Here is a 20,546-nt window from a genome sequence, read left to right as displayed (position 1 = left end):
AGGAAGGCCGGGTAGATACCCGGCCTTGTTATTTATGATGGTTGATGAATCCGTTACCGAACCGGTCGAGCCTGCCGAACCGACCTTTGCCGAGCAGCTGGCCGCTGCCCGTGCTTATGCCATGCGCAGTCTGGCCCGTCGCGAGAGTGCCGAGTCAGAGCTGGCCAACCGGCTGCGCCAGCAGGGCTTCAATGAAGAGGTGATCGAGGCGGTGGTCGACTACTGCCGCGGTTACAACTGGGTCAATGACGAACGTTACGGCGGTATGGCTGTACGGGCCGGTGCCGCCAAGGGCCATGGCCCCATCAAGATCCGTTTCGATCTGCGCCGCAAGGGGCTCGACGATATGCAGATTGATGCCGCATTCGATCAGCCGGAGCTGGACTGGTTCGAACTGGCGTTTGCCCTGCTCGAACGGCGCGCCCGGGTGGCCGATCTGGCGGATTTCAAGCTGCGGATGAAGTGGCTCAAGTATCTGCTGGGGCGCGGCTTTACCCAGGATCAGGCCCGTTATGCCATCTCTGCCCTGCAGGAGCGGGAGGAGTAACGCCACTGCGTGGCAAACGTTGTTTCACCTCTCCTTATGGCAGGTTTTTCCTGCCCGTTCAGTAGCTTGCGCGCACAATCCCGAAAAAGCGGCCTTTTGTTCATCTCATCCCTCTTTATGCGCTGCTTTTTTGCCTCTCGACAGTGAAAAAAGCCACTGTAGGCAGTGGCGCTCTTTTCTGGCCCGTTTATGTGCGCTTTTTCGCCCGTGGCGGCCCTGTCCGTTTTACTTTACCCCGCAGAAAACTTACATTAATGCGGTTAAAAGTCCGTATTCGAATCAAGCAGGATTTTCCATGTATATGTCCACGTCAGAGATTCGCGCTGCGTTTCTCGAGTATTTCCGTTCCCAGGGGCACCAGGTTGTCTCCTCCAGCTCGCTGGTACCGCATAACGACCCGACCCTGTTGTTTACCAACGCGGGTATGAACCAGTTCAAGGACGTGTTCCTTGGCGCAGACAAGCGTGCCTACAATCGCGCGACGACTTCCCAGCGTTGCGTGCGTGCCGGTGGTAAGCACAACGATCTGGAAAACGTCGGCTATACCGCTCGTCACCACACCTTCTTCGAAATGCTGGGCAACTTCAGCTTCGGTGACTACTTCAAACAGGATGCCATCAAGTTTGCATGGGGCTTCCTGACCGAGGTGCTGCAGCTGCCGAAAGATCGCCTGCTGGTGACCGTCTACGCGACTGACGATGAAGCTTTCGATATCTGGGAAAAAGAGGTCGGTGTCCCGGCCGATCGCATTGTGCGCATCGGTGACAACAAAGGGGCCCCTTACGCTTCCGACAACTTCTGGGCGATGGGCGATACCGGCCCGTGCGGTCCCTGCACCGAGATCTTCTATGACCACGGCGATCACATCTGGGGTGGCCGTCCCGGCTCACCGGAAGAGGATGGCGACCGTTTCATCGAGATCTGGAACGTGGTCTTCATGCAGTTTAACCGTCAGGCTGACGGCACCATGGAGCCGCTGCCCCGTCCGTCCGTGGATACCGGCATGGGTCTGGAGCGTATCTCCGCCATCATGCAGGGTGTCCACTCCAACTACGAAATCGACATCTTCCAGGCGCTGATCAAGAAAGCGGCCGAGATTGTCGGCACCACCGATCTGAGCAACCAGTCCCTGCGCGTCATCGCTGACCACATCCGCTCCTGCGCCTTCCTGGTGGCAGATGGCGTGATGCCGTCCAACGAAGGTCGTGGCTATGTGCTGCGCCGCATCATCCGCCGCGCCGTGCGTCACGGTCGCAAGCTGGGCGCTACCGATGTCTTCTTCTACAAACTGGCTGCCGAGCTGGCAGTGCAGATGAAGGATGTCGCTGCCGAGCTGATCGCCCAGCTGCCGCTGGTCGAGCGCGTGCTGCGCATCGAAGAGGAGCAGTTCGTCCGCACGCTGGATCGCGGTCTGCTGCTGCTGGAAGACGCTCTGGCCAACCTGGGCGATGCCAAGGTTATTCCGGGTGAAGTGGTGTTCAAGCTCTATGACACTTACGGCTTCCCGGCCGACCTGACTGCCGACGTGGTGCGCGAGCGCGAGATCGGCATCGACGAAGAGGGCTTCAAGGCCGAGATGGAGAAGCAGCGTGCTCGTGCCAAGGAAGCGTCCAGCTTCGGCGTGAACTACAACGAGATGCTCAAGCTCGACTTCGAGACCCCCTTCACCGGTTACAAGACCCTGAGCGAGCGCACTCGCGTGGTCGGCATCTACAAGGGTGTGGAAGAGGTGAGCGGTCTGATCGCCGGTGACGAAGCAGTCATCGTGCTGGAAGAGACCCCCTTCTACGCCGAGTCCGGCGGCCAGATTGGCGACAGCGGTACCCTGAAAGTGGACGACGGCATCTTTGCCGTGACCGATACCCTGAAAGCGGGCAAGGCGATCATCCACAAGGGCTACATGGAGCTGGGCACCCTGGAGAAAGGGGCCGAGGTCGAGGCCGTGGTAGACGCTGACCGTCGTCAGGCCATCGCCCTGAACCACTCAGTGACTCACCTGCTGCACGCAGCTCTGCGTCAGGCTCTGGGCGAGCACGTCACCCAGAAAGGTTCTCTGGTTGGAGCCGAGCGCATGCGTTTCGACTTCTCCCACTTCGAGGGGCTGACCATGGCGACCATTCGCCGGGTCGAGGAGCTGGTCAACAACCAGATCCGCGCCAACCACGAAATCACCACCCAGCTGATGGATCTGGAAGCGGCCAAGTCCGCCGGTGCCATGGCCCTGTTTGGTGAAAAATATGAAGACGACGTGCGTGTTGTGCGCATGGGGGACTACTCCACCGAGCTGTGCGGCGGTACTCACGCCAAGCGCACCGGTGATATCGGCTTCTTCAAGATCATCGCCGAGAGCGGTATCGCTGCTGGCGTGCGCCGTATCGAAGCGGTGACCGGCAAAGCGGCCATCGACTTCATGCATCAGGTTGGCGAGCAGATCGAAGAGGCTGCCGCTCTGGTGAAAGGTGACCAGTTCTGCATCGCCGACAAGGTTCGCCAGATGCTGGACAAGGCCAAGATGATGGAGCGCGAGCTGGAGCAGCTTAAGGCCAAGCTGGCCGCTCAGGCCGGTAACGACCTGCTGGGCCAGGTAATCGAGATCAACGGTCAGAAGGTGCTGGTTGCAGCGCTGGAAGGGGCCGATCCGAAATCCCTGCGCGGCATGCTGGACGAGCTGAAGAACCAGATGAAGTCTGGTGTCGTGCTGCTGGCCACCTGTGCCGATGGCAAGGTCAACCTGATCGCGGGTGTCACCAACGACCTGACCGGCAAGGTCAAGGCCGGTGAGCTGGTCAATCTGGTTGCCCAGCAGGTGGGTGGCAAGGGCGGTGGCCGTCCGGACATGGCACAGGCGGGTGGTACCCAGCCTGAGGCGGTGCCGGCAGCGCTGCAATCCGTTCATTCCTGGCTGGAAGAGCGCCTGTAATCGGGCGAGGTGATCTGTGGCACTCTATGTACAGAAGTACGGCGGCACCTCGGTCGGCACACTGGAGCGGATCGAGGCGGTAGCTGAGCGGGTCGAGCAGACCCGCGCCCAGGGACACAACGTGGTGGTGGTTGTCTCCGCCATGTCGGGCGAAACCAACCGGCTGCTGGGCATGGCCCAGCAACTGGATCCTGATGCCAACCGGCGCGAGATGGATGTACTGGTCTCCACCGGTGAGCAGGTCACCATAGCGCTGCTGGCCATCGCGTTGAACAAACGCGGTTGTCCTGCGGTCTCGATGACCGGTGATCAGGTACGGATTCATACCGATTCCGCCTATGGCAAGGCGCGCATCACCCACATCGACACCGAGCTGGTTCATGCCGAACTGGCTGCAGGCAAGGTGGTGGTGATCGCCGGTTTCCAGGGCCGTGACGAGCATAACGCCATCACGACGCTGGGCCGCGGCGGTTCGGATACCACGGCGGTTGCCGTGGCGGCGGCCATCAAGGCCGATGAGTGCCAGATCTTTACCGATGTGGATGGGGTATACACCACGGATCCGCGCATCGAGCCCAAGGCGCGTCGTCTCGACACCATCACCTTCGAGGAGATGCTGGAGATGGCCAGTCTCGGCGCCAAGGTGCTGCAGATCCGCTCGGTGGAGTTTGCGGGCAAGTACCGCGTCCCGCTGCGGGTGCTGTCGAGCTTTATCGATGGAGAGGGAACCTTAATCACATATGGAGGTGATAGGATGGAAGCTCCCCTGGTATCCGGGATCGCTTTTAACCGCAACGAGGCCAGCCTGACCATTCTGGGCGTGCCGGACAGACCAACCGTTGCCGCGCAGATCCTGAATCCGATCAGCGACGCCAACATTGATGTCGACATGATTGTGCAGAACACCCTGGGAGATGGCACCGCCGACTTCACCTTCACGGTGAATCGTGACGACTATCGCCGCGCCCGGGCACTGCTGGAGGAGACCGCCACCGAACTTGGCGCCTCCTGCGTGCAGGGAAATGGCGAAATTGCCAAGGTTTCCATTGTCGGTGTCGGCATGTGGAACCATCCCGGTGTTGCGCGCACCATGTTCAAGGTATTGGGCGAGGAGGGGATCAACATGCAGTTGATCTCGACCTCTGAAATCAAAATCTCTGTGGTGATTGACGAGAAGTATCTGGAGCTGGCGGTGCGAGCCCTGCACGCGGCTTTCGGGTTGGATCAGGCACCGCAAGAGCAGCCCTTGGGCTAACAATCTCTGATTGATTTAGTTTCAACCATTTACCATATCGGTATCTTTGTTAGATAATGTCGCATATCGATATAAAAACAAAACAGGATACAGGAGCAAGCGAATGCTTATTTTGACTCGTCGTGTTGGGGAAACCCTGATGATTGGTGATGAAGTGACTGTCACCGTACTGGGCGTTAAAGGCAACCAGGTCCGTATCGGTGTTAACGCGCCGAAAGAGGTCTCCGTTCACCGCGAAGAGATCTACCAGCGCATCCAGGCCGAGAAAGTTCCGGGCCAACCGGGCTTCTAAGCCACTTTCATGGCTGTGACAAGGCGACACCTTATGTGTCGCCTTTTGTTTTTTCCGGCCCCCGGAAATTCGCCCTGCAGGGCGCGAAACTGCGGGATAAGTGCCGATATTGTTTGAATATTCCACGCTTTGACCAAATGCTGAGCGAACGCACTTTTTTCTCCAAAAAAGTGTTTGACTAAAAATCCCTGTGAAGTATTATCAGCCCCGCAAACGGAGAGGTGGCCGAGAGGCTGAAGGCGCTCCCCTGCTAAGGGAGTATGCGGCTTATACCCGCATCGGGGGTTCGAATCCCCCCTTCTCCGCCATTTGCGCCCGTAGCTCAGCTGGATAGAGTACCTGGCTACGAACCAGGTGGTCAGAGGTTCGAATCCTCTCGGGCGCACCATATTACGACTCAAGCAAGAGTCATGTGTTGACCATCAGCAAGTCGACACTTTGGAAAAGGCTTACTGATAAGTAAGCTTTTTTTATCGTTTTAAAACAGGGCGCCCGTAGCTCAGCTGGATAGAGTACCTGGCTACGAACCAGGTGGTCAGAGGTTCGAATCCTCTCGGGCGCACCATTTAAAACGAAACAACGATTTATGAGCGCCCGTAGCTCAGCTGGATAGAGTACCTGGCTACGAACCAGGTGGTCAGAGGTTCGAATCCTCTCGGGCGCACCATTTTTCAAGCAGTACACAAAAGTTTGTGAGCGCCCGTAGCTCAGCTGGATAGAGTACCTGGCTACGAACCAGGTGGTCAGAGGTTCGAATCCTCTCGGGCGCACCATATTTCAAGCAGTACCAAAAGTTTATGAGCGCCCGTAGCTCAGCTGGATAGAGTACCTGGCTACGAACCAGGTGGTCAGAGGTTCGAATCCTCTCGGGCGCACCATACAGACAGCCTCGACTTCGGTCGGGGCTGTTTTTTTATGGGCGATATTTAGTTTTTTGGTGCGGATCCCCGTGCGCTGTTGCGGGTAGATCGCCCGTTTACCTGGCTGTTCTTGTACTCATTTCTTCCCCTTTCTGTGATTGCGCATAGCTCTTCTGATCGTTGCCCCGCCTCACCACCCTTTGCCTCATCTATAGGCGCCCTGTATGCCTGCTGTTGCAACGGAAGATGCCGCGCAGATCATCCTAAGGGTTCGCTCATCAACATCCTGCAAGGCCTGCAGAGGCGTTCTGCGGGCAATAAAAAAGGATGCCGCAGCATCCTTTTGTGTCGAGATATTTACTCAGCTTTTCAACCATTTGCGAATGCGGTTGGCATCGCCGATGGGAGTGCGTTTGCCCACCGAGTTGAGCAGCACGATGGCGAGCTCGCGGCTGTCCGGTTTGGCGCGCATCACCAGACAGCGACCCGCTTCGTCAGTGAAGCCGGTCTTGGAGAGGCGCACGTCCCAATCCGGGTTTTTCACCAGCGGGTTGGTGTTGTTGAACATCAGGCTGTAGGCGGGGGCGCTGAAGCGCATCTCCCGGTTCTCATCCTGAGTGAACTGACGGATCAGCGGCTGGCGATAGGCGGCGGCGGCCAGCTTGCCCAGATCCTGGGCGGTGGAAACGTTGCGGGTGGAGAGGCCGGTGGAGTCGTAGAAGTGGGTATTACGCATACCCAGCTGTCTGGCCTTGTTGTTCATGGCCCGCACGAAGGCGCTGCGACCGCCCGGATAGTGACGCGCCAGTGCCGAGGCCATCCGGTTTTCGGAGGACATCAGCGCCAGATGCAGGGCGTCGCGGCGGGTCACCTTGGTGCCCATGCGGATGCGGGAGTGGGTGTGTTTGACCCGATCCAGATCGTTCTTGTCGACCGTGATGGTCTGGTTGAGATTTTGCTTGGCATCCAGCACCACCAGCGCTGTCATCAGCTTGGTGAGGGAGGCGATGGGACGCACCTTGGTGGCATTCTTCTGGTAGAGCGTCTTGCCCGTTTTTACATCCACGACCAGGGCGCTGCTCGAGCGTACTTCCAGTTTGGCAGGGTTGGGTGCCGCGCTGACCGCAGGCAATCCCAGCATTCCCATCAACCCGACAACCAGCGCTGCTGCGCGAATCCGACACCACATACAACCGACTCCATTCCCATCCAAAAAAAGGCGCTAGATTCACTCATTTTTACCCCGGCTTTACAAGGGCCGAGCGGGACTATTTCTGCTATTTGCGCAAAATTGGCGATCAAAAAAGCCCTCTGGCGAGGGCTTTCGGGTCGGGCGTTGGGCGAGGGGTCAATCCCGCGGCTGCGCGGCCCTGCGTTTGCTGATCCAGCGCCAGACCAGCGCCACCATGCCACCCACCAGCAGGGCCACTGGCAGATAGATGATGATGTTGAAGAACTGGGTCTGGTATTCGGCGGCCAGCTTGGTGTGGCTAAGGTAGTAGCCAAACCCGACCAGCGGGCAGATCCACATGATGGAGCTGACCAGATTGACGATGAGGAAACGTCCCTGGGGCAGTTCGGTGGCGCCGACGATATAGGGGTAGGCGGTGCGCACGAAGGCGATATAGCGAGCGGTGATCAGGGTGATGATCCCGTACTTGTCCAGCAGATGGTATACCTTCTGCTGGTGTCGCTCTTCAACATGGGACATCAGTCGGTGGTAGAGCTGGGTGTGGCCGAGAAAGCGCCCCTGCATGTAACCGAGCCAGGTGCCGACAAAGGTAGCCATGATCAACAGCGGGATCACCCCGAGAGACAATACATCCTGATAGATGAGCACGCCGGTGAGGATCAGCAGGCTGTCACCGGGCAGAAAGGCGGTAGGGATGAATCCGTTTTCCAGTACCAGAAACGTCAGAATCACACCACAGATCATGAAGGCCATCTTGGGATCGGAAAGTGTGTTCAGATCGTGATTCATAAAGGCGTGAGCCAGTTGGTAAAACTGCTCCATACTTGCAAACTCCGCAGGTTAGCTGGGTTGATCGGTCAAGGGCATGGCGAGCACCTTGTCGATGCGCAGGCCATCCATGTCAACAATTTCCAGTTGCCACTGTTCCAGTGTCACCAGGTCTCCGGTTTGTGGAACACGACCAAGGAGCAGCATGATAAGCCCTCCGAGGGTGTGATAGTGATGTTTTTCTTCTTCTGGCAGACGAACCAGCTCCAGACAGTCCTTCAACTCGGGCAGCGGGATCAGGCCATCGAGCAGCCAGCTGCCGTCGGCGCGCCGGAATGCCCAGTTGTCCTCGCCATCCTCCTGCTGGAAATCCCCCGCCAGCGCCTCCAGCAGATCCTGCTGGGTGACCAGTCCCTGCAACTCGCCATATTCGTCCACCACCAGCGCCATCTGTTCGCTGTGGGTGCGGAAGTGGTTGAGCAGCTCGACGCCGTTGAGGGTCTCGGGCAGCAGGCTGCCCTCCTGGGTCAGGGCAACCAGATCGATGGGCTCCCCCTTGATATAGGCGTGCAGCACCTTGCTGACATTGATGATACCCACCAATTCTGACAGGTTGCCGTCGCAGACCGGAAAATAGCTGTGGCGATACTCCACCAGCCGCTGCAGGTTGGTCTCCAGCGGCAGCGCCAGATCCAGATAGCAGATATCGCTGCGCGGCACCATCAGGGAGGAGAGGCTGCGCTCGTCGAGACGGAAGACGTTGCGCAGCATGGTGTGTTCATGATCCTCGATCACCCCGGCTTCAGAGCCCTCCACCAGCATGGCGTGGATCTCCTCCTCGGTAACGTTGGCGCTGCCGTTCTGGTTGACCCGCAGCAGCCGCAGGCTGGCATTGGTAGAGGCCGACAGCAGCCAGACGAAGGGGCGGGTCAGGGTGGCGAGCCAGTGCATGGGGCGCGCGACCAGACAGGCGATGCGCTCGGCATTGAGCTGGCCGAGCCGCTTGGGCACCAGCTCCCCCACCACGATGGAGAGGTAAGTAACCACCACCACTACTATGACGGTGGCGATCAGGCCGCTGCTCTTGGGGGATAGTCCCCACTCCTGCAACCAGAGGGAGAAGGGCTGGGCCAGCAGGGATTCGCCGTAGATACCGTTGAGCAAACCTATGCTGGTAATGCCGATTTGGACGGCAGAGAGAAAATGGGTCGGGTCTTCGCCCAGTTTGAGGGCAATGGCGGCGGAGCGGTTGCCTTCAGAGGCAAGCTTGCCGAGGCGAGCCTTGCGTGCGGTGACGATGGCGATTTCTGACATGGCGAAGACGCCATTAAGCAAAATCAATCCCAGCAGGATCAATATTTCCATACAGCAACAGCACTCCTTGAGTGGATAAGATCGCTGGCAGTGTAATGAATTTGGCGGCGATGCGCTTGTGAAAGCGGGTGATCCGGCTCGCTAATTTGATGACAGCGCTTTGCGATGGCTGAAAAAGATGGCCGGAAAAGAGAGGGACGACCCCGCCAAACGGCGTAATGGGCGAGGCAGCATTGCAGGAGTGAAAAGGGCGGGAAGTCCCGCCCTTGCTTATCACTTGTCAGACAACCCTTATCAGAACTGCTGGAACCAGCGCTGGATCTGGGCCGGATCCTTGCTCTGGGTCAGGGAGAGCATCAGCAGCACCCGCGCCTTCTGCGGGTTGAGGGTCTCGGCGGCGACGAAGCCGTACTTGGCATCATCGATCTCGGCATCCAGAGTGGTGGAGCCGGTCGGTACGCGGGCGGAGCGCACTACCCGGATGCCGTCCTTGCTCGCCTTAGCCAGGGTGTCGAACAGGGTGTGGTAGAGGTTGCCGTTGCCCACCCCGGCGCTGACGATGCCGTCGAACTTGGCATCCACCATCGCCTTGGCCGGCAGATCGGTGGCGTTGGCGTAGCTGTAGACGATGCCGACCTGTGGCAGCTTGTCGAGCTTGCTCACATCAAACGGGGTCTTGCTGGTGTGCAGGCGAGCCGGACTGCGCTGATAGTCGATCTTGCCGTTGTGGATGTAGCCGAGCGGGCCAAAGTTGGGGGAGGCGAAGGTTTGCACCCCGGTGGTGTTGGTCTTGGTGACGTCGCGGGCATCCAGCACTGTGTCGTTCATCGCCACCATCACGCCACGGCCCTTGGAGGCGGGGTCGGAGGCGGTCACCACGGCGTTGTAGAGGTTGAGCGGGCCATCGGCACTCATGGCGGTGGAGGGACGCATGGCGCCAACCAATACCACCGGCTTGTCGCTCTTGACGGTCAGATTGAGGAAGTAGGCGGTCTCTTCCATGGTGTCGGTGCCGTGGGTGATGACAATGCCATCCACGTCATCCTTGGCCAGCAGCTCGTTGACCCGTTTGGCCAGCTTGAGCCACACCTCGTCGTTCATGTCCTGGGAGCCGATCTTCACCACCTGCTCACCCTGCACATCGGCCACGTTCTTCATCTCGGGCACGGCGGCGATCAGGGTTTCGATGGCCACCTTGCCAGCCTCGTAGTTGGACTGGGTAGCGGACTGGCCAGCTCCGGCAATGGTGCCGCCGGTTGCCAGAATATGGACGTTGGGCAGGGCCATTGCCATGGGGGAGAGGGTCAGGCTGACGACGGCGGCGAGCAGGGTCTTGCGGATCGGTAGGGTCATGCTGCAAATCCTTGTGGTTGGAATAATCGCAGCAAGTTTGCCCGTTTAATAACCCGGGTCTGTGATAAAACTCACCAAAAGACAGGTGAGTACAGATTTTTAACCTGTTTTATACCTCTATGGAGATAATTTAACTCGCAGAGAAACCCTTGGCTTCGATCAGGGCGATCAGCTCGGCCTTGCTCAGCTCGCTCTCAATGACGGCCTTGCTGCTGGCGAAATCGACGGTTGCGGTGGTGACCGCAGGCTGGGCCAGCAGCGCTTTTTGCAGACTGGCGGCGCAGCCACCACAGGACATGCCGGACACTGTGAGTTCGATGGTCATGGGATATCTCCTTTGTTGATGAGCGCCAGCCTAAAGCTGCCGCCTCCGGCAAGGTCAAGCCGTCAGTACATAAGACCCAGATAGTTCATCAGGATGGCTCCCTGCCGGTGTATGGGAGCCAAGGTTCGTGGTGGCGATGAGGTTGGCAGTTTCCTCGGGCAGGGTCAGTACATAAGACCGAGATAATTCATCAGAGTTGCCCCGAGGCTGGTAGTGACCAGAGAACCGAGGGTGGTGGTGGCGATGATGTTTGCGGCCAGCACGCTGTCGCCCCCCATGGCACGGGTCATCACATAGCTGGCGGCGGCAGTCGGGGTAGCGCTGATGAGAAACAGAATGCCCAGCTCCAGATGGCTGAAGCCGAGCAGGGCCGCCCCCAGAGTGAACGCAGCCGGAATGAGACAGAGCCGCATGATGCTGGCCCAGCCCGCAATGGCTGCACCACCACGCAGGGCATCGAGGCTGAGAGAGGCGCCGGTGCAGATCAGCGCCAGCGGCAACGTCATGTTGGCGAAGTAGCTGCCGGTGGTGAGCAGCAGTTGCGGCATCTTGATACCGAGCAGGGTAAAGGGCAGCGCCGCCACAATGGCGATGATCAACGGATTCTTGATGATGCCGAGCAGAATGGGGCGAATGCCGGTGGCACCGCCGAGACTGCGGGTGAGGGTGATCACCGCGAGAATGTTGTAGAGCACGGTCACCGCGCCGACATAGAAGGCCGCCGCCCCCAACCCCTCGTGGCCGTAGGCGTTCTGCACATAGGCGAGCCCGATAATGGCGCTGTTGCCGCGAAAGCTCCCCTGCACGAAGATGCCGCGCAGCCGCTGCTCCTCGATAAAACGTCCGGCCAGCAGCTCCAGCACCAGATAGCTGATAACGGTGGCGAGCAGGCCATAGCCGATAAACCAGAGGCTCGGCATGGTGGCGAAGTTGGTGCCAAGAATACTGAGAAAGAGCAGGGCGGGCAGGGTGACCTGAAATACCAGTCGCGAGGCGGATTCGGTAAAGGGATCTGGCAGCAGCCCCCACCGCTTGAGCAAGATGCCGAGCAGCAACACCACGCAGATGGGGCCTGTGATTGAGAGGGAGAAGAGCAGACTGGCCAGCAGATCCATGATGGGCATCCTGTGCTGTACCCACACACCCTGACGGCGGGGCAAAAAGGGCATTCTAACGCCATGGGCTTGTATTCACAGGGGTTAATCACAACAATGTGGGCAATTCCACCGCCTAGCCTCCTGTGAGCCAATTCATGGACAAGAAACTGACCATCCTCGATATCGCCAGACTGAGTGGCGTCGGCAAGTCGACCGTCTCCCGGGTGCTCAACCAGGATCCCAAGGTGAAGCAGGAGACCCGCGAGCGGGTGGAGCAGGTCATCGCCGAGCACGGCTTCGTGCCGAGCAAGTCGGCGCGGGCCATGCGCAGCCAGAGCCAGCAGGTGGTCGGCATCATCGTCTCGCGGCTCGATTCAAGTTCCGAAAACCAGGCGGTGCGCGGCATGCTGGAAACCCTCTATCAGCGCGGTTATGACGCCGTGCTGATGGAGAGCAAGTTCTCCCCGGCCAAGGTGCAGGAACATCTGGCGGTGCTGGAGCGGCGCGGGGTGGATGGCATTATCCTCTTTGCCTTCAACGATCTGGATTATGACGCCATGGCACCACTGAAAGAGAAACTGGTGCTGGTGGCGCGCGAGCATCCGGGCTTCTCTTCGGTCTGTTTCGACGATGCCGGTGCGGTGCGCACCATGCTGACCCAGCTGGTGGCGCGTAATATCCGTGATATCGCCTATCTCGGGGTGGATGCCTCGGATCTCACCACGGGTCAGCGCCGGCTCGACGCCTATCTGGCCTTTTGCCGGGAACAGGGCCTGGCGGCACGCAGCGCCCTCGGTGACCTCAGCCTGCAAAGTGGCTACCGGCTGGCGGCTGAGCTGCTGACTCCCACCACCCAGGCGCTGGTCTGTGCCAGCGATACTCTCGCCATGGGTGCGGCAAAATACTTGCAAGAACAAGGACGTTGCGAGGTGTTGGTGACCGGTCTTGGTAACAACCCCATGCTTACCTTCCTCTTCCCCAACGCCCTCAGCCTGGATCTGGGTTACAAGGGGGCGGGGGAGCAGGCGGCCCGTCAGTTGCTCGGTCAGATCGAGCAGGAGTGCTGCCCGCTGGCGACCATAGCTCCCTGTCATACCCTGTGAACCCCATCACTTAGCACTGCACAAAAAACGCGCTTTTTGTGACGCTGACCACGAAATGGGAACGTTCCCATTTTGATCTGGCCAAATTGCCGTCATGCTGATTGGGAACGATACCAATAACGCTCGAGCCGGCAGACTGGCTCAGAAGGGCGAGGCAGATCACTATCAATGGAGTCACAGAGGGAAGGCTCATGTCCAAGATCAACACACAACATCTGGCCACGCTCATCGACAAGATCGGCGGCAAGGAGAATATCGCCACCGTCAGCCACTGCCTGACCCGGCTGCGCTTCGTCCTCAACGATCCGGCCAAAGCCGACAGCAAGGCCATCGAGACCATCCCGGCGGTGAAGGGGAGCTTCACCCAGGGCGGCCAGTTCCAGGTGGTCATCGGCAACGAGGTGGAGCAGTGGTACAAGGCGCTGACCGAAGAGAGCGGCGTCAGCGGCGGCAGCAAGGAGACCGCCAAGCAGGCGGCGCGCCAGAACATGAATCCGCTGGAGCGGGGCATCTCCCACCTGGCGGAGATCTTCGTGCCCCTGCTGCCCGCCATCATCACCGGCGGTCTGATCCTGGGCTTTCGCAACGTCATCGGCGACATCAAGATGTTCGACGATGGCACTCATACCCTCACCGAGATCAGCCAGTTCTGGGCCCAGGTGCACGCCTTCCTCTGGCTGCTGGGTGAGGCCATCTTCCACTTCCTGCCGGTGGGCGTCTGCTGGTCGGCGGTGAAGAAGATGGGCGGCTCCGAGATTTTGGGCATAGTGCTCGGTATCACACTGGTGTCGCCCCAGCTGATGAACGCCTATGGCATCGGCCAACAGACCCCCGAGGTGTGGGACTTCGGTCTGTTCGTCATCCAAAAGGTGGGTTATCAGGCGCAGGTCATTCCGGCTCTGCTGGCGGGGGTCTTCCTCGCCTGGGTCGAGACTAACTTGAAGCGCATCATCCCGGCCTACCTCTACCTGGTCATAGTCCCCTTCATCTCCCTGCTGCTGGCGGTGATCGTGGCCCACGCCTTTATCGGCCCGTTCGGCCGCTGGATTGGTGAGGGCGTCGGCTTCGCTGCCAAGGCCGCCATGACCGGCTCCTTCGCCCCTATCGGTGCCGCCCTGTTCGGTTTCCTCTATGCGCCGCTGGTCATCACCGGCATCCACCACACCACCAACGCGGTGGATCTGCAACTGATGCAGAGCATGGGTGGCACCCCGATTTGGCCGCTGATCGCCCTCTCCAACATCGCCCAGGCTTCTGCGGTCGTCGGCATCATTCTGATTAGCCGCAAGGAGAACGAACGGGAGATCTCGGTACCTGCCGCCATCTCCGCTTACCTCGGGGTGACCGAGCCGGCCATGTACGGCATCAACCTCAAGTACAAGTTCCCATGCTGTGCGCCATGGTGGGCTCAAGCCTCGCGGCCCTCATCTGCGGCTTTGCCGGGGTGATGGCAAACGGCATCGGGGTAGGCGGCCTGCCCGGCATCCTCTCCATCCAGCCGCAATATTGGGCGGTGTTTGCCATCGCCATGCTGGTCGCCATTGTGGTGCCGGTGGTGCTGACCTTGCTGGTCTACAAGCGCCAGCAAGCCGCTGGCAAGTTGACCCAAGCCAGCGCCTGACACTGATTATCAGGGCGACCCGCGGGTCGCCCTCTCCATTTTCTATTCGAGACAAGAGAAAGACCCATGAGCCAAACACCCTGGTGGCAGAGTGCCGTGATTTACCAGATTTACCCCAAGAGCTTTCAGGATTCCGCGGCCCGTGGCACCGGCGACCTCAAGGGGATCATGGCCCGCCTCGACTACCTCAAGACGCTGGGGGTCGATGCCCTCTGGCTGACCCCGGTCTACGTCTCCCCGCAGGTGGATAACGGTTACGACATCGCCGATTACTACGCCATCGACCCCGCCTACGGCACCATGGAAGATTTCGAGGAGCTGCTGGCTGCCGCTCACGAGCGGGACATCCGTATCGTGATGGATATAGTTGTGAACCACACCTCCACCGAGCATGCCTGGTTCAAGTCGGCGCTGGGGGACAAGAACAGCCCCTACCGCGACTACTACATCTGGCGTGATCCGGTAGATGGCGGCGTGCCCAACAACTGGCAATCCAAGTTTGGTGGTAGCGCCTGGGAGCTGGATCCCGCCACCGGCCAGTACTACCTGCACCTGTTTGCCCGCGAGCAGGCGGATCTCAACTGGGAAAATCCTGCAGTGCGCGCCGAGGTCAAAAAGATCATCCACTTCTGGGCGAACAAGGGGGTGGATGGTTTCCGCCTCGACGTCATCAACCTTATCTCCAAGGATCAGACGTTCCCGAACGACGAGATTGGCGATGGCCGCCGCTTCTACACCGACGGGCCGCGCATCCACGAATTCCTGCAGGATGTGAGCCGCGATGTCTTTGCCCCGGTCGGCGCCATGACGGTGGGGGAGATGTCCTCCACCAGTCTGGAACACTGCCAGCGCTATGGCGCCCTCGATGGCTCCGAGCTCTCCATGGTGTTCAACTTCCACCATCTGAAGGTGGATTACCCCAACGGCGACAAGTGGACCAAGGCGCCGTTCGATTTCCTCGAACTCAAGCGCATCTTCAACCACTGGCAGAGCGGTATGCACGGCAAGGGGTGGTCGGCGCTGTTCTGGTGCAATCACGACCAACCGCGCATCGTCTCCCGCTTCGGTGACGAGGGTGAGCATAGGGTGGTCGCCGCCAAGATGCTGGCCAGCACGCTGCATGGCCTGCAAGGCACCCCCTACATCTATCAGGGGGAGGAGATAGGCATGACCAACCCCGGCTATCAGCACATCAACGACTATCAGGATGTGGAGAGCCGCAACATCTTCGCCATCAAGCAGGCGGAAGGGATGAGCGAGGCCGAGATCCTCGCCATTCTCGGCGCTAAGTCCCGCGACAACTCGCGCACGCCGATGCAGTGGAGCGCAGCGGCCAATGCAGGTTTCACCCAAGGAACGCCCTGGCTCAAGCCTGCCGCCAACTATCCCGAGATCAATGCCGAGGCGGTGCTGGCCGACCAGAACTCGGTGTTCTGGCACTATCGGGATCTCATCGCCCTTCGCAAGGCGCACCCCATCTTCACTCAGGGGGATTATCAGGAGCTGTTGACCGGGCACCCGCAGATCTGGGCCTATGCCCGCCGTGCCAACGGTCAGACCCTGCTGGTGGTGAGCAACTTCTACGGCGAGCCGGTTGAGTTTGCCTTGCCTGCCGAGCTACAAAGCGGGCAAGGTCGGCTGCTGCTCGGCAACTACCCCGATAGCCCGGCCCAACCGCAATCGGGTATGCTGCGCCCTTATGAATCCCTGATCTGGCTGATGGAGTAGGTAATGGAGAAGGTGGTGCGCGGTACCGAGTGGCAGAAGATGGTGGCGGGGGAGCCCTATGATGCGGCTGACCCTGAGCTCAAAGCGGCGCGCGAGCGCTGCCGCCGGCTCTATCACACCTTCAACACCAGCTGGCAGGAGAAACCGGCGCGGGATGCTTTGCTGCACGACCTGCTCGGTAGCTGCTGCCAGGAGTGCGCCATCAATCCGCCGTTCTTTTGCGACTATGGCGCCAACATCTTCGTCGGCGAGAACTTCTACGCCAACGTCAATTGCACCATCCTCGACGTCTGCGAGGTGCACATCGGCGACAACGTGCTGCTGGCGCCCGGGGTGCAGATCTACACCGCCGCTCACCCGGTGGCGGTGGCGCCACGTATCAAGGGGGTGGAGTTTGGCAAGCCGGTGCGGATCGGTCACAACGTCTGGATTGGCGGCAGCGCCGTCATCTGCCCCGGCGTTACTATCGGTGACAACAGCGTCATCGGCGCAGGCTCGGTGGTGACCAAAGATGTGCCCGCCAATGTGGTGGCGGCTGGCAACCCTTGCAAGGTGCTTCGGCCGATGACGGCACAGGAGCTTGAAGGCGCCATCCAGCAGTGAACAGGGGCCATGAATGCTAGTGCTATCTGATTGATAGAAAAGCGAATTTCAGATTGTTTTGCATTCAGTGCTTATGTTCGGGGCCGCTTGGCCGATACTGTTGAGTGCAGGAGGAACCCTATGGATATATCAAGTTCTGCAAATGCGTCGTTTGGTTCTGCTCTGATGACGGCCAGTCTGGCCAAGAAACAGCAGACCCAAGAGGGCGAAGCTGCGCTGAAGCTGCTGCAAAACGCAGCGCAATCAGCGCCGGTTGCACCGACATCGGCCAGTGCTTCTCTGGGAAGCAAGATCGATATTCGCGTCTGACCCTAATGAAAAAGCCCCCATCTCGCGATGGGGGCTTTTTTATCTCTGCGATTTGGCGCGAGCCTCTTTCGCTCAGAGCGGGAAGGGGGCTGGCGCCTCGAAGGTCATCCGCTCGCCGCTGCGGGGGTGGCTGATGGTCAGACTGGCCGCATGCAGATAAAGGTGCGGTGCCGCCGCCAGCGCATCCGGATGGGCGTAGAGGTTGTCACCCAGGATCGGGTGCCCCAGCTCCAGCATATGGACGCGCAGCTGATGCGAACGACCTGTGATGGGGGTTAGCTTGATCAGGCTGTTGCCGTTCTCCACTTTCAGTTTCTGCCACAGGGTCAGAGCGTGACGCCCCTCCTCGTGATCCACCTTCTGCTTCGGGCGGTTGGGCCAGTCGACGCAGAGCGGCAGGTCAACCTGCCCCGACTCTGCTTCCGGCTCGCCCCACACCCAGGCGAGGTAGTGCTTCTCGGTCTCCCGCTCGCGAAATTGTCGGCTCAGTTCCCGATGAGAGTTGGGATTGAGGGGAATGACAATGACGCCAGTGGTGGACATGTCGAGGCGATGAGCAGCAGCCGCCTTGGGGTGCTGCTGTTTCACCCGATGCAGGACGCTGTCTTCATTCTCGGGGCCGCGCCCGGGGACGCTTAGCAGGCCAGTGGGCTTGTTGACCACCATGATGTCCTTGTCCTTGAACAGGATATCGAGCCAGGGTTCCAGAGGCGGTGAGTATTCAAACATAAATGTCTCGCATCAGAAGGTGGGGGCAAGCCCCCATCAGTTATGGGTAACCACGACAAAGTGGCCTTGGGTATCCAGTTTGAGCTGGTTCTGGCCGCTGTCGGTCGGTACCTTGTCAGTTATGGGTGACCACGATAAAGCGGATGGCATCCAGCTTGAGTTGGGTCTGATCGATCAGGTGGTGCAATTCTGCCTGCAGATTGCGCAGATAATCCAGTTCGCTGTCTCGCACGTTCGGGTTGACCGCCTTGAGCGCTTCCAGACGATCCAGATCCTGCTGCAGGGTCTGCGCCATCTGGGCACGGGCCTTGTCGACAATCCCGGCTTTCAGCTCTTCGGCAATGGCCTGGCCCTTGCCAATCAGACCGTGGATCACCGGTTGGGATGCAGTCACGAGCTTGCTGCCGAGGTGGCGGTTGACCGGAGTCAGCTGGCGGTTGAAGGCATCGAACGCCACTTTCTCACCCAGATTCTGGCCGTTCTTGTCCATCAGCAGACGGATCGGCGTCGGCGGCATGAAGCGGTAGAGCTGGGGATGGGCCGCAGACTCGGCAACGAAGATCAGCTCAAGCAGGATGGAGCCGATGGGCAGCGCCTTGTTCTTGAGCAGTGCGACCGAGGTGGCACCGATCTCGGAGCCCAGGATCAGGTCGATACCGCCGCGCATCATGGGGTGATCCCAGGAGAGCAGCGCCATGTCATCCCGCGACAGGGCTGTGTTGCGATCGAAGGTGATGGTCATGCCGTCTTGCGGCAGGCCCGGGAAGCTGGAAACCAGCATGTGATCCCCGGGGGTCAGCACCAGCGCGTTCTCGCCACGGTCATCCTGATTGACGCCGATCTCGTCGAACATCTTGAGAGCGAAGGAGATCATGCCAGTGTCGTCATCTTCGGCGGCCAGCTTGTCGACCAGCTGCTGGGCGGCGGCGCCACCGCTGGAGTGGATCTCCAGCAGGCGATCGCGGCCCTGCTCCAGTCGGGCCTTGAGCGGCTCGTGCAGTTCGCGGGTCTTGACCAGCAGGGCGTCGAGGGCTGCCTGATCGCCGGTGTTGGCGGCCAGCAGCTCGAATAGCTCCTCACGTACCGCTTCGAATACCGGGCGAGCTGTCGGGCAGGTCTGCTCGAACGCGTCCAGACCATCGTGATACCAGAGCTGCAGGGCGCGCTGGGCAGTCCCTTCCAGGTAGGGAACGTGGATCTCGACGGTATTCTGCTGACCGATACGATCCAGTCGGCCGATACGCTGTTCCAGCAGATCCGGGTTGAGGGGCAGATCGAACAGCACCAGATGGCTGGCAAACTGGAAGTTGCGCCCTTCTGAGCCGATCTCGGAGCAGAGCAGCACCTGGGCGCCACCCTCTTGCTGGGCGAAATAGGCGGAGGCCTTGTCCCGCTCAAGGATCGACATCCCTTCGTGGAACACGGCACCACGGATCCCTTCACGGGTACGCAGCGCCTCTTCCAGCGCGATGGCGGTCGCTGCTTCGGAGCAGATCACCAGCACCTTCTGCTGACGGGCAGAGAGCAGCAGCTCCAGCAACCATTCAACGCGTGGGTCGAACTGGGTCCAGGTGGCGTTGTCGCCTTCGAACTGCTGGAAGATCTTCTCGGGATAGAGGTAGCGCAGGGCGCGGGTCTGCAGATCGCCACCGTTGCCACCCATCATGCCCATCACCTTGATGGCAGTCTTGTACTGCTCCGGCAGCGGCATGGGGTAGACGTTGAGGTGACGCTCGGGGAAGCCCTGAATATTGGCGCGGCTGTTGCGGAACAGCACCCGGCCGGTGCCATGCTGGTCCAGCAGCTTGGCGACCGCCTGCTGGCGGGCGGCGGCATCGCTCAAGTCCAACCCTTCCAGCTGGCTGGCGAGGGTCTGTCTGGCTTCATCGCTCAGGGTCTCGCCATCCAGCAGCTCTTGCGCTGCGCTGGCGACCTGACCATAGGCCTGCTCCTCGGCGAGGAAGGCCTCGTAGTCGTAGAAACGCTCGGGATCGAGCAGGCGCAGACGGGCAAAGTGGCTCTGGTGGCCCAGCTGATCCGGGGTCGCAGTCAGCAGCAGCACGCCCGGCACCTGTTCGGCCAGCGCTTCCACCATCTCATAGGCCCGGCTCGGCGCCTCTTCACTCCACTCCAGATGGTGGGCTTCGTCGACAACCAGCAGATCCCACTCGGCTTCCAGCACCTGCTCGAAGCGACGACGCTTCTTGCGCAGGAAGTCGAGGCTGCAGATCACCAGCTGTTCGGTCTCGAAGGGGTTCTCCGCATCGGCGAACGCCTCGATGCAGCGCTCCTCGTCAAACAGGGAGAAGTGCAGGTTGAAGCGGCGCAACATCTCGACCAGCCATTGGTGCTGCAAGGTTTCGGGCAGCAGAATAAGCACCCGATGGGCGCGGCCGGAGAGCAGCTGCTGATGAATGATCATGCCCGCTTCGATGGTCTTGCCCAGACCCACCTCGTCAGCCAGCAATACACGCGGAGCGTAGCGGTGACCCACTTCATGGGCAATATAGAGCTGGTGCGGGATCAGGCT

The 20,546-nt window shown here is 59.9% G+C and carries 16 protein-coding genes, 6 tRNA genes and 1 pseudogene (1 of these 23 running past the window's edge); 15 read left to right on the top strand and 8 right to left on the bottom strand.

The genetic code is table 11. The features are described 5' to 3' along the window. The first annotated feature begins 37 nt into the window (after positions 1-37). The 10 genes from ACTG19_RS10785 (at position 38) to ACTG19_RS10740 (ending at position 5,892) form a co-directional block, all read left to right on the top strand. Complete coding sequence (locus ACTG19_RS10785; protein WP_043822097.1) at positions 38-547, top strand: regulatory protein RecX; 510 nt, start codon at positions 38-40, stop codon at positions 545-547. A gap of 295 nt (positions 548-842) precedes the next feature. Continuing rightward, complete coding sequence (gene alaS / locus ACTG19_RS10780; RefSeq protein WP_042033273.1) at positions 843-3,467, top strand: alanine--tRNA ligase; 2,625 nt, start codon at positions 843-845, stop codon at positions 3,465-3,467. A 16-nt stretch (positions 3,468-3,483) separates the two neighbouring features. Further along, complete coding sequence (locus tag ACTG19_RS10775) at positions 3,484-4,722, top strand: aspartate kinase (protein WP_206901015.1); 1,239 nt, start codon at positions 3,484-3,486, stop codon at positions 4,720-4,722. Positions 4,723-4,825: 103 nt separating this feature from the next. After that, positions 4,826-5,014 (top strand): carbon storage regulator CsrA, encoded by a 189-nt coding sequence (csrA, locus tag ACTG19_RS10770; RefSeq protein WP_005336053.1) that lies wholly within the window; start codon positions 4,826-4,828, stop codon positions 5,012-5,014. 215 nt (positions 5,015-5,229) lie between these two features. Next, positions 5,230-5,322 (top strand) — tRNA-Ser (locus ACTG19_RS10765). Positions 5,323-5,325: 3 nt separating this feature from the next. After that, positions 5,326-5,402 (top strand) — tRNA-Arg (locus ACTG19_RS10760). Positions 5,403-5,502: 100 nt separating this feature from the next. Beyond that, positions 5,503-5,579, top strand: a tRNA-Arg gene (locus tag ACTG19_RS10755). Between the two features lie 25 nt (positions 5,580-5,604). Then, positions 5,605-5,681, top strand: a tRNA-Arg gene (locus tag ACTG19_RS10750). 29 nt (positions 5,682-5,710) lie between these two features. Then, positions 5,711-5,787: transfer RNA gene (locus ACTG19_RS10745), tRNA-Arg, on the top strand. A gap of 28 nt (positions 5,788-5,815) precedes the next feature. Continuing rightward, positions 5,816-5,892 (top strand) — tRNA-Arg (locus ACTG19_RS10740). Positions 5,893-6,235: 343 nt separating this feature from the next. On the opposite strand, the gene pbpG is transcribed toward ACTG19_RS10740, so the two are convergent. The 6 genes from pbpG to ACTG19_RS10710 form a co-directional block, all read right to left on the bottom strand. Beyond that, positions 6,236-7,063, bottom strand: a complete 828-nt coding sequence (pbpG, locus tag ACTG19_RS10735) for a D-alanyl-D-alanine endopeptidase (protein WP_005348750.1) — start codon at positions 7,061-7,063, stop codon at positions 6,236-6,238. A 159-nt stretch (positions 7,064-7,222) separates the two neighbouring features. Further along, positions 7,223-7,888, bottom strand: coding sequence for a DedA family protein (locus ACTG19_RS10730; protein WP_439989066.1), 666 nt, complete (start codon positions 7,886-7,888; stop codon positions 7,223-7,225). 18 nt (positions 7,889-7,906) lie between these two features. Beyond that, a complete protein-coding gene (locus tag ACTG19_RS10725; RefSeq protein ID WP_274161769.1) occupies positions 7,907-9,199 on the bottom strand; it encodes a hemolysin family protein in 1,293 nt (430 codons plus the stop codon). Positions 9,200-9,442: 243 nt separating this feature from the next. After that, positions 9,443-10,501 (bottom strand): L-asparaginase 2, encoded by a 1,059-nt coding sequence (ansB, locus tag ACTG19_RS10720; protein ID WP_439989065.1) that lies wholly within the window; start codon positions 10,499-10,501, stop codon positions 9,443-9,445. Positions 10,502-10,631: 130 nt separating this feature from the next. Continuing rightward, positions 10,632-10,826: a heavy-metal-associated domain-containing protein gene (locus tag ACTG19_RS10715; RefSeq protein WP_005357810.1), complete on the bottom strand. Its 195-nt coding sequence runs from the start codon at positions 10,824-10,826 to the stop codon at positions 10,632-10,634. A gap of 164 nt (positions 10,827-10,990) precedes the next feature. Further along, positions 10,991-11,941 carry an AEC family transporter gene (locus tag ACTG19_RS10710; protein ID WP_439989599.1) on the bottom strand — a complete coding sequence of 317 codons (951 nt, stop codon included), beginning with the start codon at positions 11,939-11,941 and terminating at the stop codon, positions 10,991-10,993. 137 nt (positions 11,942-12,078) lie between these two features. Here ACTG19_RS10710 and treR point away from each other — a divergent pair, with 137 nt between their 5' ends. The 5 genes and pseudogenes from treR (at position 12,079) to ACTG19_RS10685 (ending at position 17,287) form a co-directional block, all read left to right on the top strand. Continuing rightward, positions 12,079-13,026, top strand: a complete 948-nt coding sequence (treR, locus tag ACTG19_RS10705) for a trehalose operon repressor TreR (RefSeq protein ID WP_439989064.1) — start codon at positions 12,079-12,081, stop codon at positions 13,024-13,026. A 191-nt stretch (positions 13,027-13,217) separates the two neighbouring features. Continuing rightward, positions 13,218-14,647, top strand: a pseudogene (gene treB / locus ACTG19_RS10700) (PTS trehalose transporter subunit IIBC). A 66-nt stretch (positions 14,648-14,713) separates the two neighbouring features. Continuing rightward, the gene (gene treC / locus ACTG19_RS10695) at positions 14,714-16,375 is read left to right on the top strand and encodes an alpha,alpha-phosphotrehalase (protein ID WP_113740416.1); all 1,662 of its coding nucleotides are present in this window, start codon (positions 14,714-14,716) and stop codon (positions 16,373-16,375) included. A gap of 3 nt (positions 16,376-16,378) precedes the next feature. Continuing rightward, positions 16,379-16,978, top strand: coding sequence for a sugar O-acetyltransferase (locus ACTG19_RS10690; protein ID WP_113740417.1), 600 nt, complete (start codon positions 16,379-16,381; stop codon positions 16,976-16,978). 120 nt (positions 16,979-17,098) lie between these two features. Next, positions 17,099-17,287, top strand: a complete 189-nt coding sequence (locus ACTG19_RS10685) for a hypothetical protein (RefSeq protein ID WP_005336040.1) — start codon at positions 17,099-17,101, stop codon at positions 17,285-17,287. 72 nt (positions 17,288-17,359) lie between these two features. Here ACTG19_RS10685 and rluA read toward each other — a convergent pair whose 3' ends face one another. Then, positions 17,360-18,016, bottom strand: a complete 657-nt coding sequence (gene rluA, locus ACTG19_RS10680; protein ID WP_111809435.1) for a bifunctional tRNA pseudouridine(32) synthase/23S rRNA pseudouridine(746) synthase RluA — start codon at positions 18,014-18,016, stop codon at positions 17,360-17,362. Between the two features lie 115 nt (positions 18,017-18,131). Continuing rightward, positions 18,132-20,546, bottom strand: partial view of an RNA polymerase-associated protein RapA gene (gene rapA / locus ACTG19_RS10675; RefSeq protein ID WP_113740418.1) — the 3' portion only. Its footprint extends 453 nt past the window's final position; 2,415 of the gene's 2,868 nt are visible here — the last part of the coding sequence; its start codon lies off the right edge, out of view; the stop codon is at positions 18,132-18,134.

It is taken from the genome of Aeromonas sp. 3P (assembly GCF_051919745.1).
Classification (GTDB): domain Bacteria; phylum Pseudomonadota; class Gammaproteobacteria; order Enterobacterales; family Aeromonadaceae; genus Aeromonas; species Aeromonas veronii.
The sequence above is the reverse complement of the archived record's forward strand: the minus strand, read 5'-3'. Positions and strand labels throughout refer to the sequence as shown.

Bases quoted from the DNA above. Each gene is read 5' to 3' on its own strand.
- ACTG19_RS10785 (WP_043822097.1), top strand. From the start codon at position 38: ATGGTTGATGAATCCGTTACCGAACCGGTCGAGCCTGCCGAACCGACC.
- alaS (WP_042033273.1), top strand. From the start codon at position 843: ATGTATATGTCCACGTCAGAGATTCGCGCTGCGTTTCTCGAGTATTTC.
- csrA (WP_005336053.1), top strand. From the start codon at position 4,826: ATGCTTATTTTGACTCGTCGTGTTGGGGAAACCCTGATGATTGGTGAT.
- pbpG (WP_005348750.1), bottom strand. From the start codon at position 7,063: ATGTGGTGTCGGATTCGCGCAGCAGCGCTGGTTGTCGGGTTGATGGGA.
- ACTG19_RS10730 (WP_439989066.1), bottom strand. From the start codon at position 7,888: ATGGAGCAGTTTTACCAACTGGCTCACGCCTTTATGAATCACGATCTG.
- ACTG19_RS10725 (WP_274161769.1), bottom strand. From the start codon at position 9,199: ATGGAAATATTGATCCTGCTGGGATTGATTTTGCTTAATGGCGTCTTC.
- ansB (WP_439989065.1), bottom strand. From the start codon at position 10,501: ATGACCCTACCGATCCGCAAGACCCTGCTCGCCGCCGTCGTCAGCCTG.
- ACTG19_RS10715 (WP_005357810.1), bottom strand. From the start codon at position 10,826: ATGACCATCGAACTCACAGTGTCCGGCATGTCCTGTGGTGGCTGCGCC.
- ACTG19_RS10710 (WP_439989599.1), bottom strand. From the start codon at position 11,941: ATGGATCTGCTGGCCAGTCTGCTCTTCTCCCTCTCAATCACAGGCCCC.
- treR (WP_439989064.1), top strand. From the start codon at position 12,079: ATGGACAAGAAACTGACCATCCTCGATATCGCCAGACTGAGTGGCGTC.
- treC (WP_113740416.1), top strand. From the start codon at position 14,714: ATGAGCCAAACACCCTGGTGGCAGAGTGCCGTGATTTACCAGATTTAC.
- ACTG19_RS10690 (WP_113740417.1), top strand. From the start codon at position 16,379: ATGGAGAAGGTGGTGCGCGGTACCGAGTGGCAGAAGATGGTGGCGGGG.
- ACTG19_RS10685 (WP_005336040.1), top strand. From the start codon at position 17,099: ATGGATATATCAAGTTCTGCAAATGCGTCGTTTGGTTCTGCTCTGATG.
- rluA (WP_111809435.1), bottom strand. From the start codon at position 18,016: ATGTTTGAATACTCACCGCCTCTGGAACCCTGGCTCGATATCCTGTTC.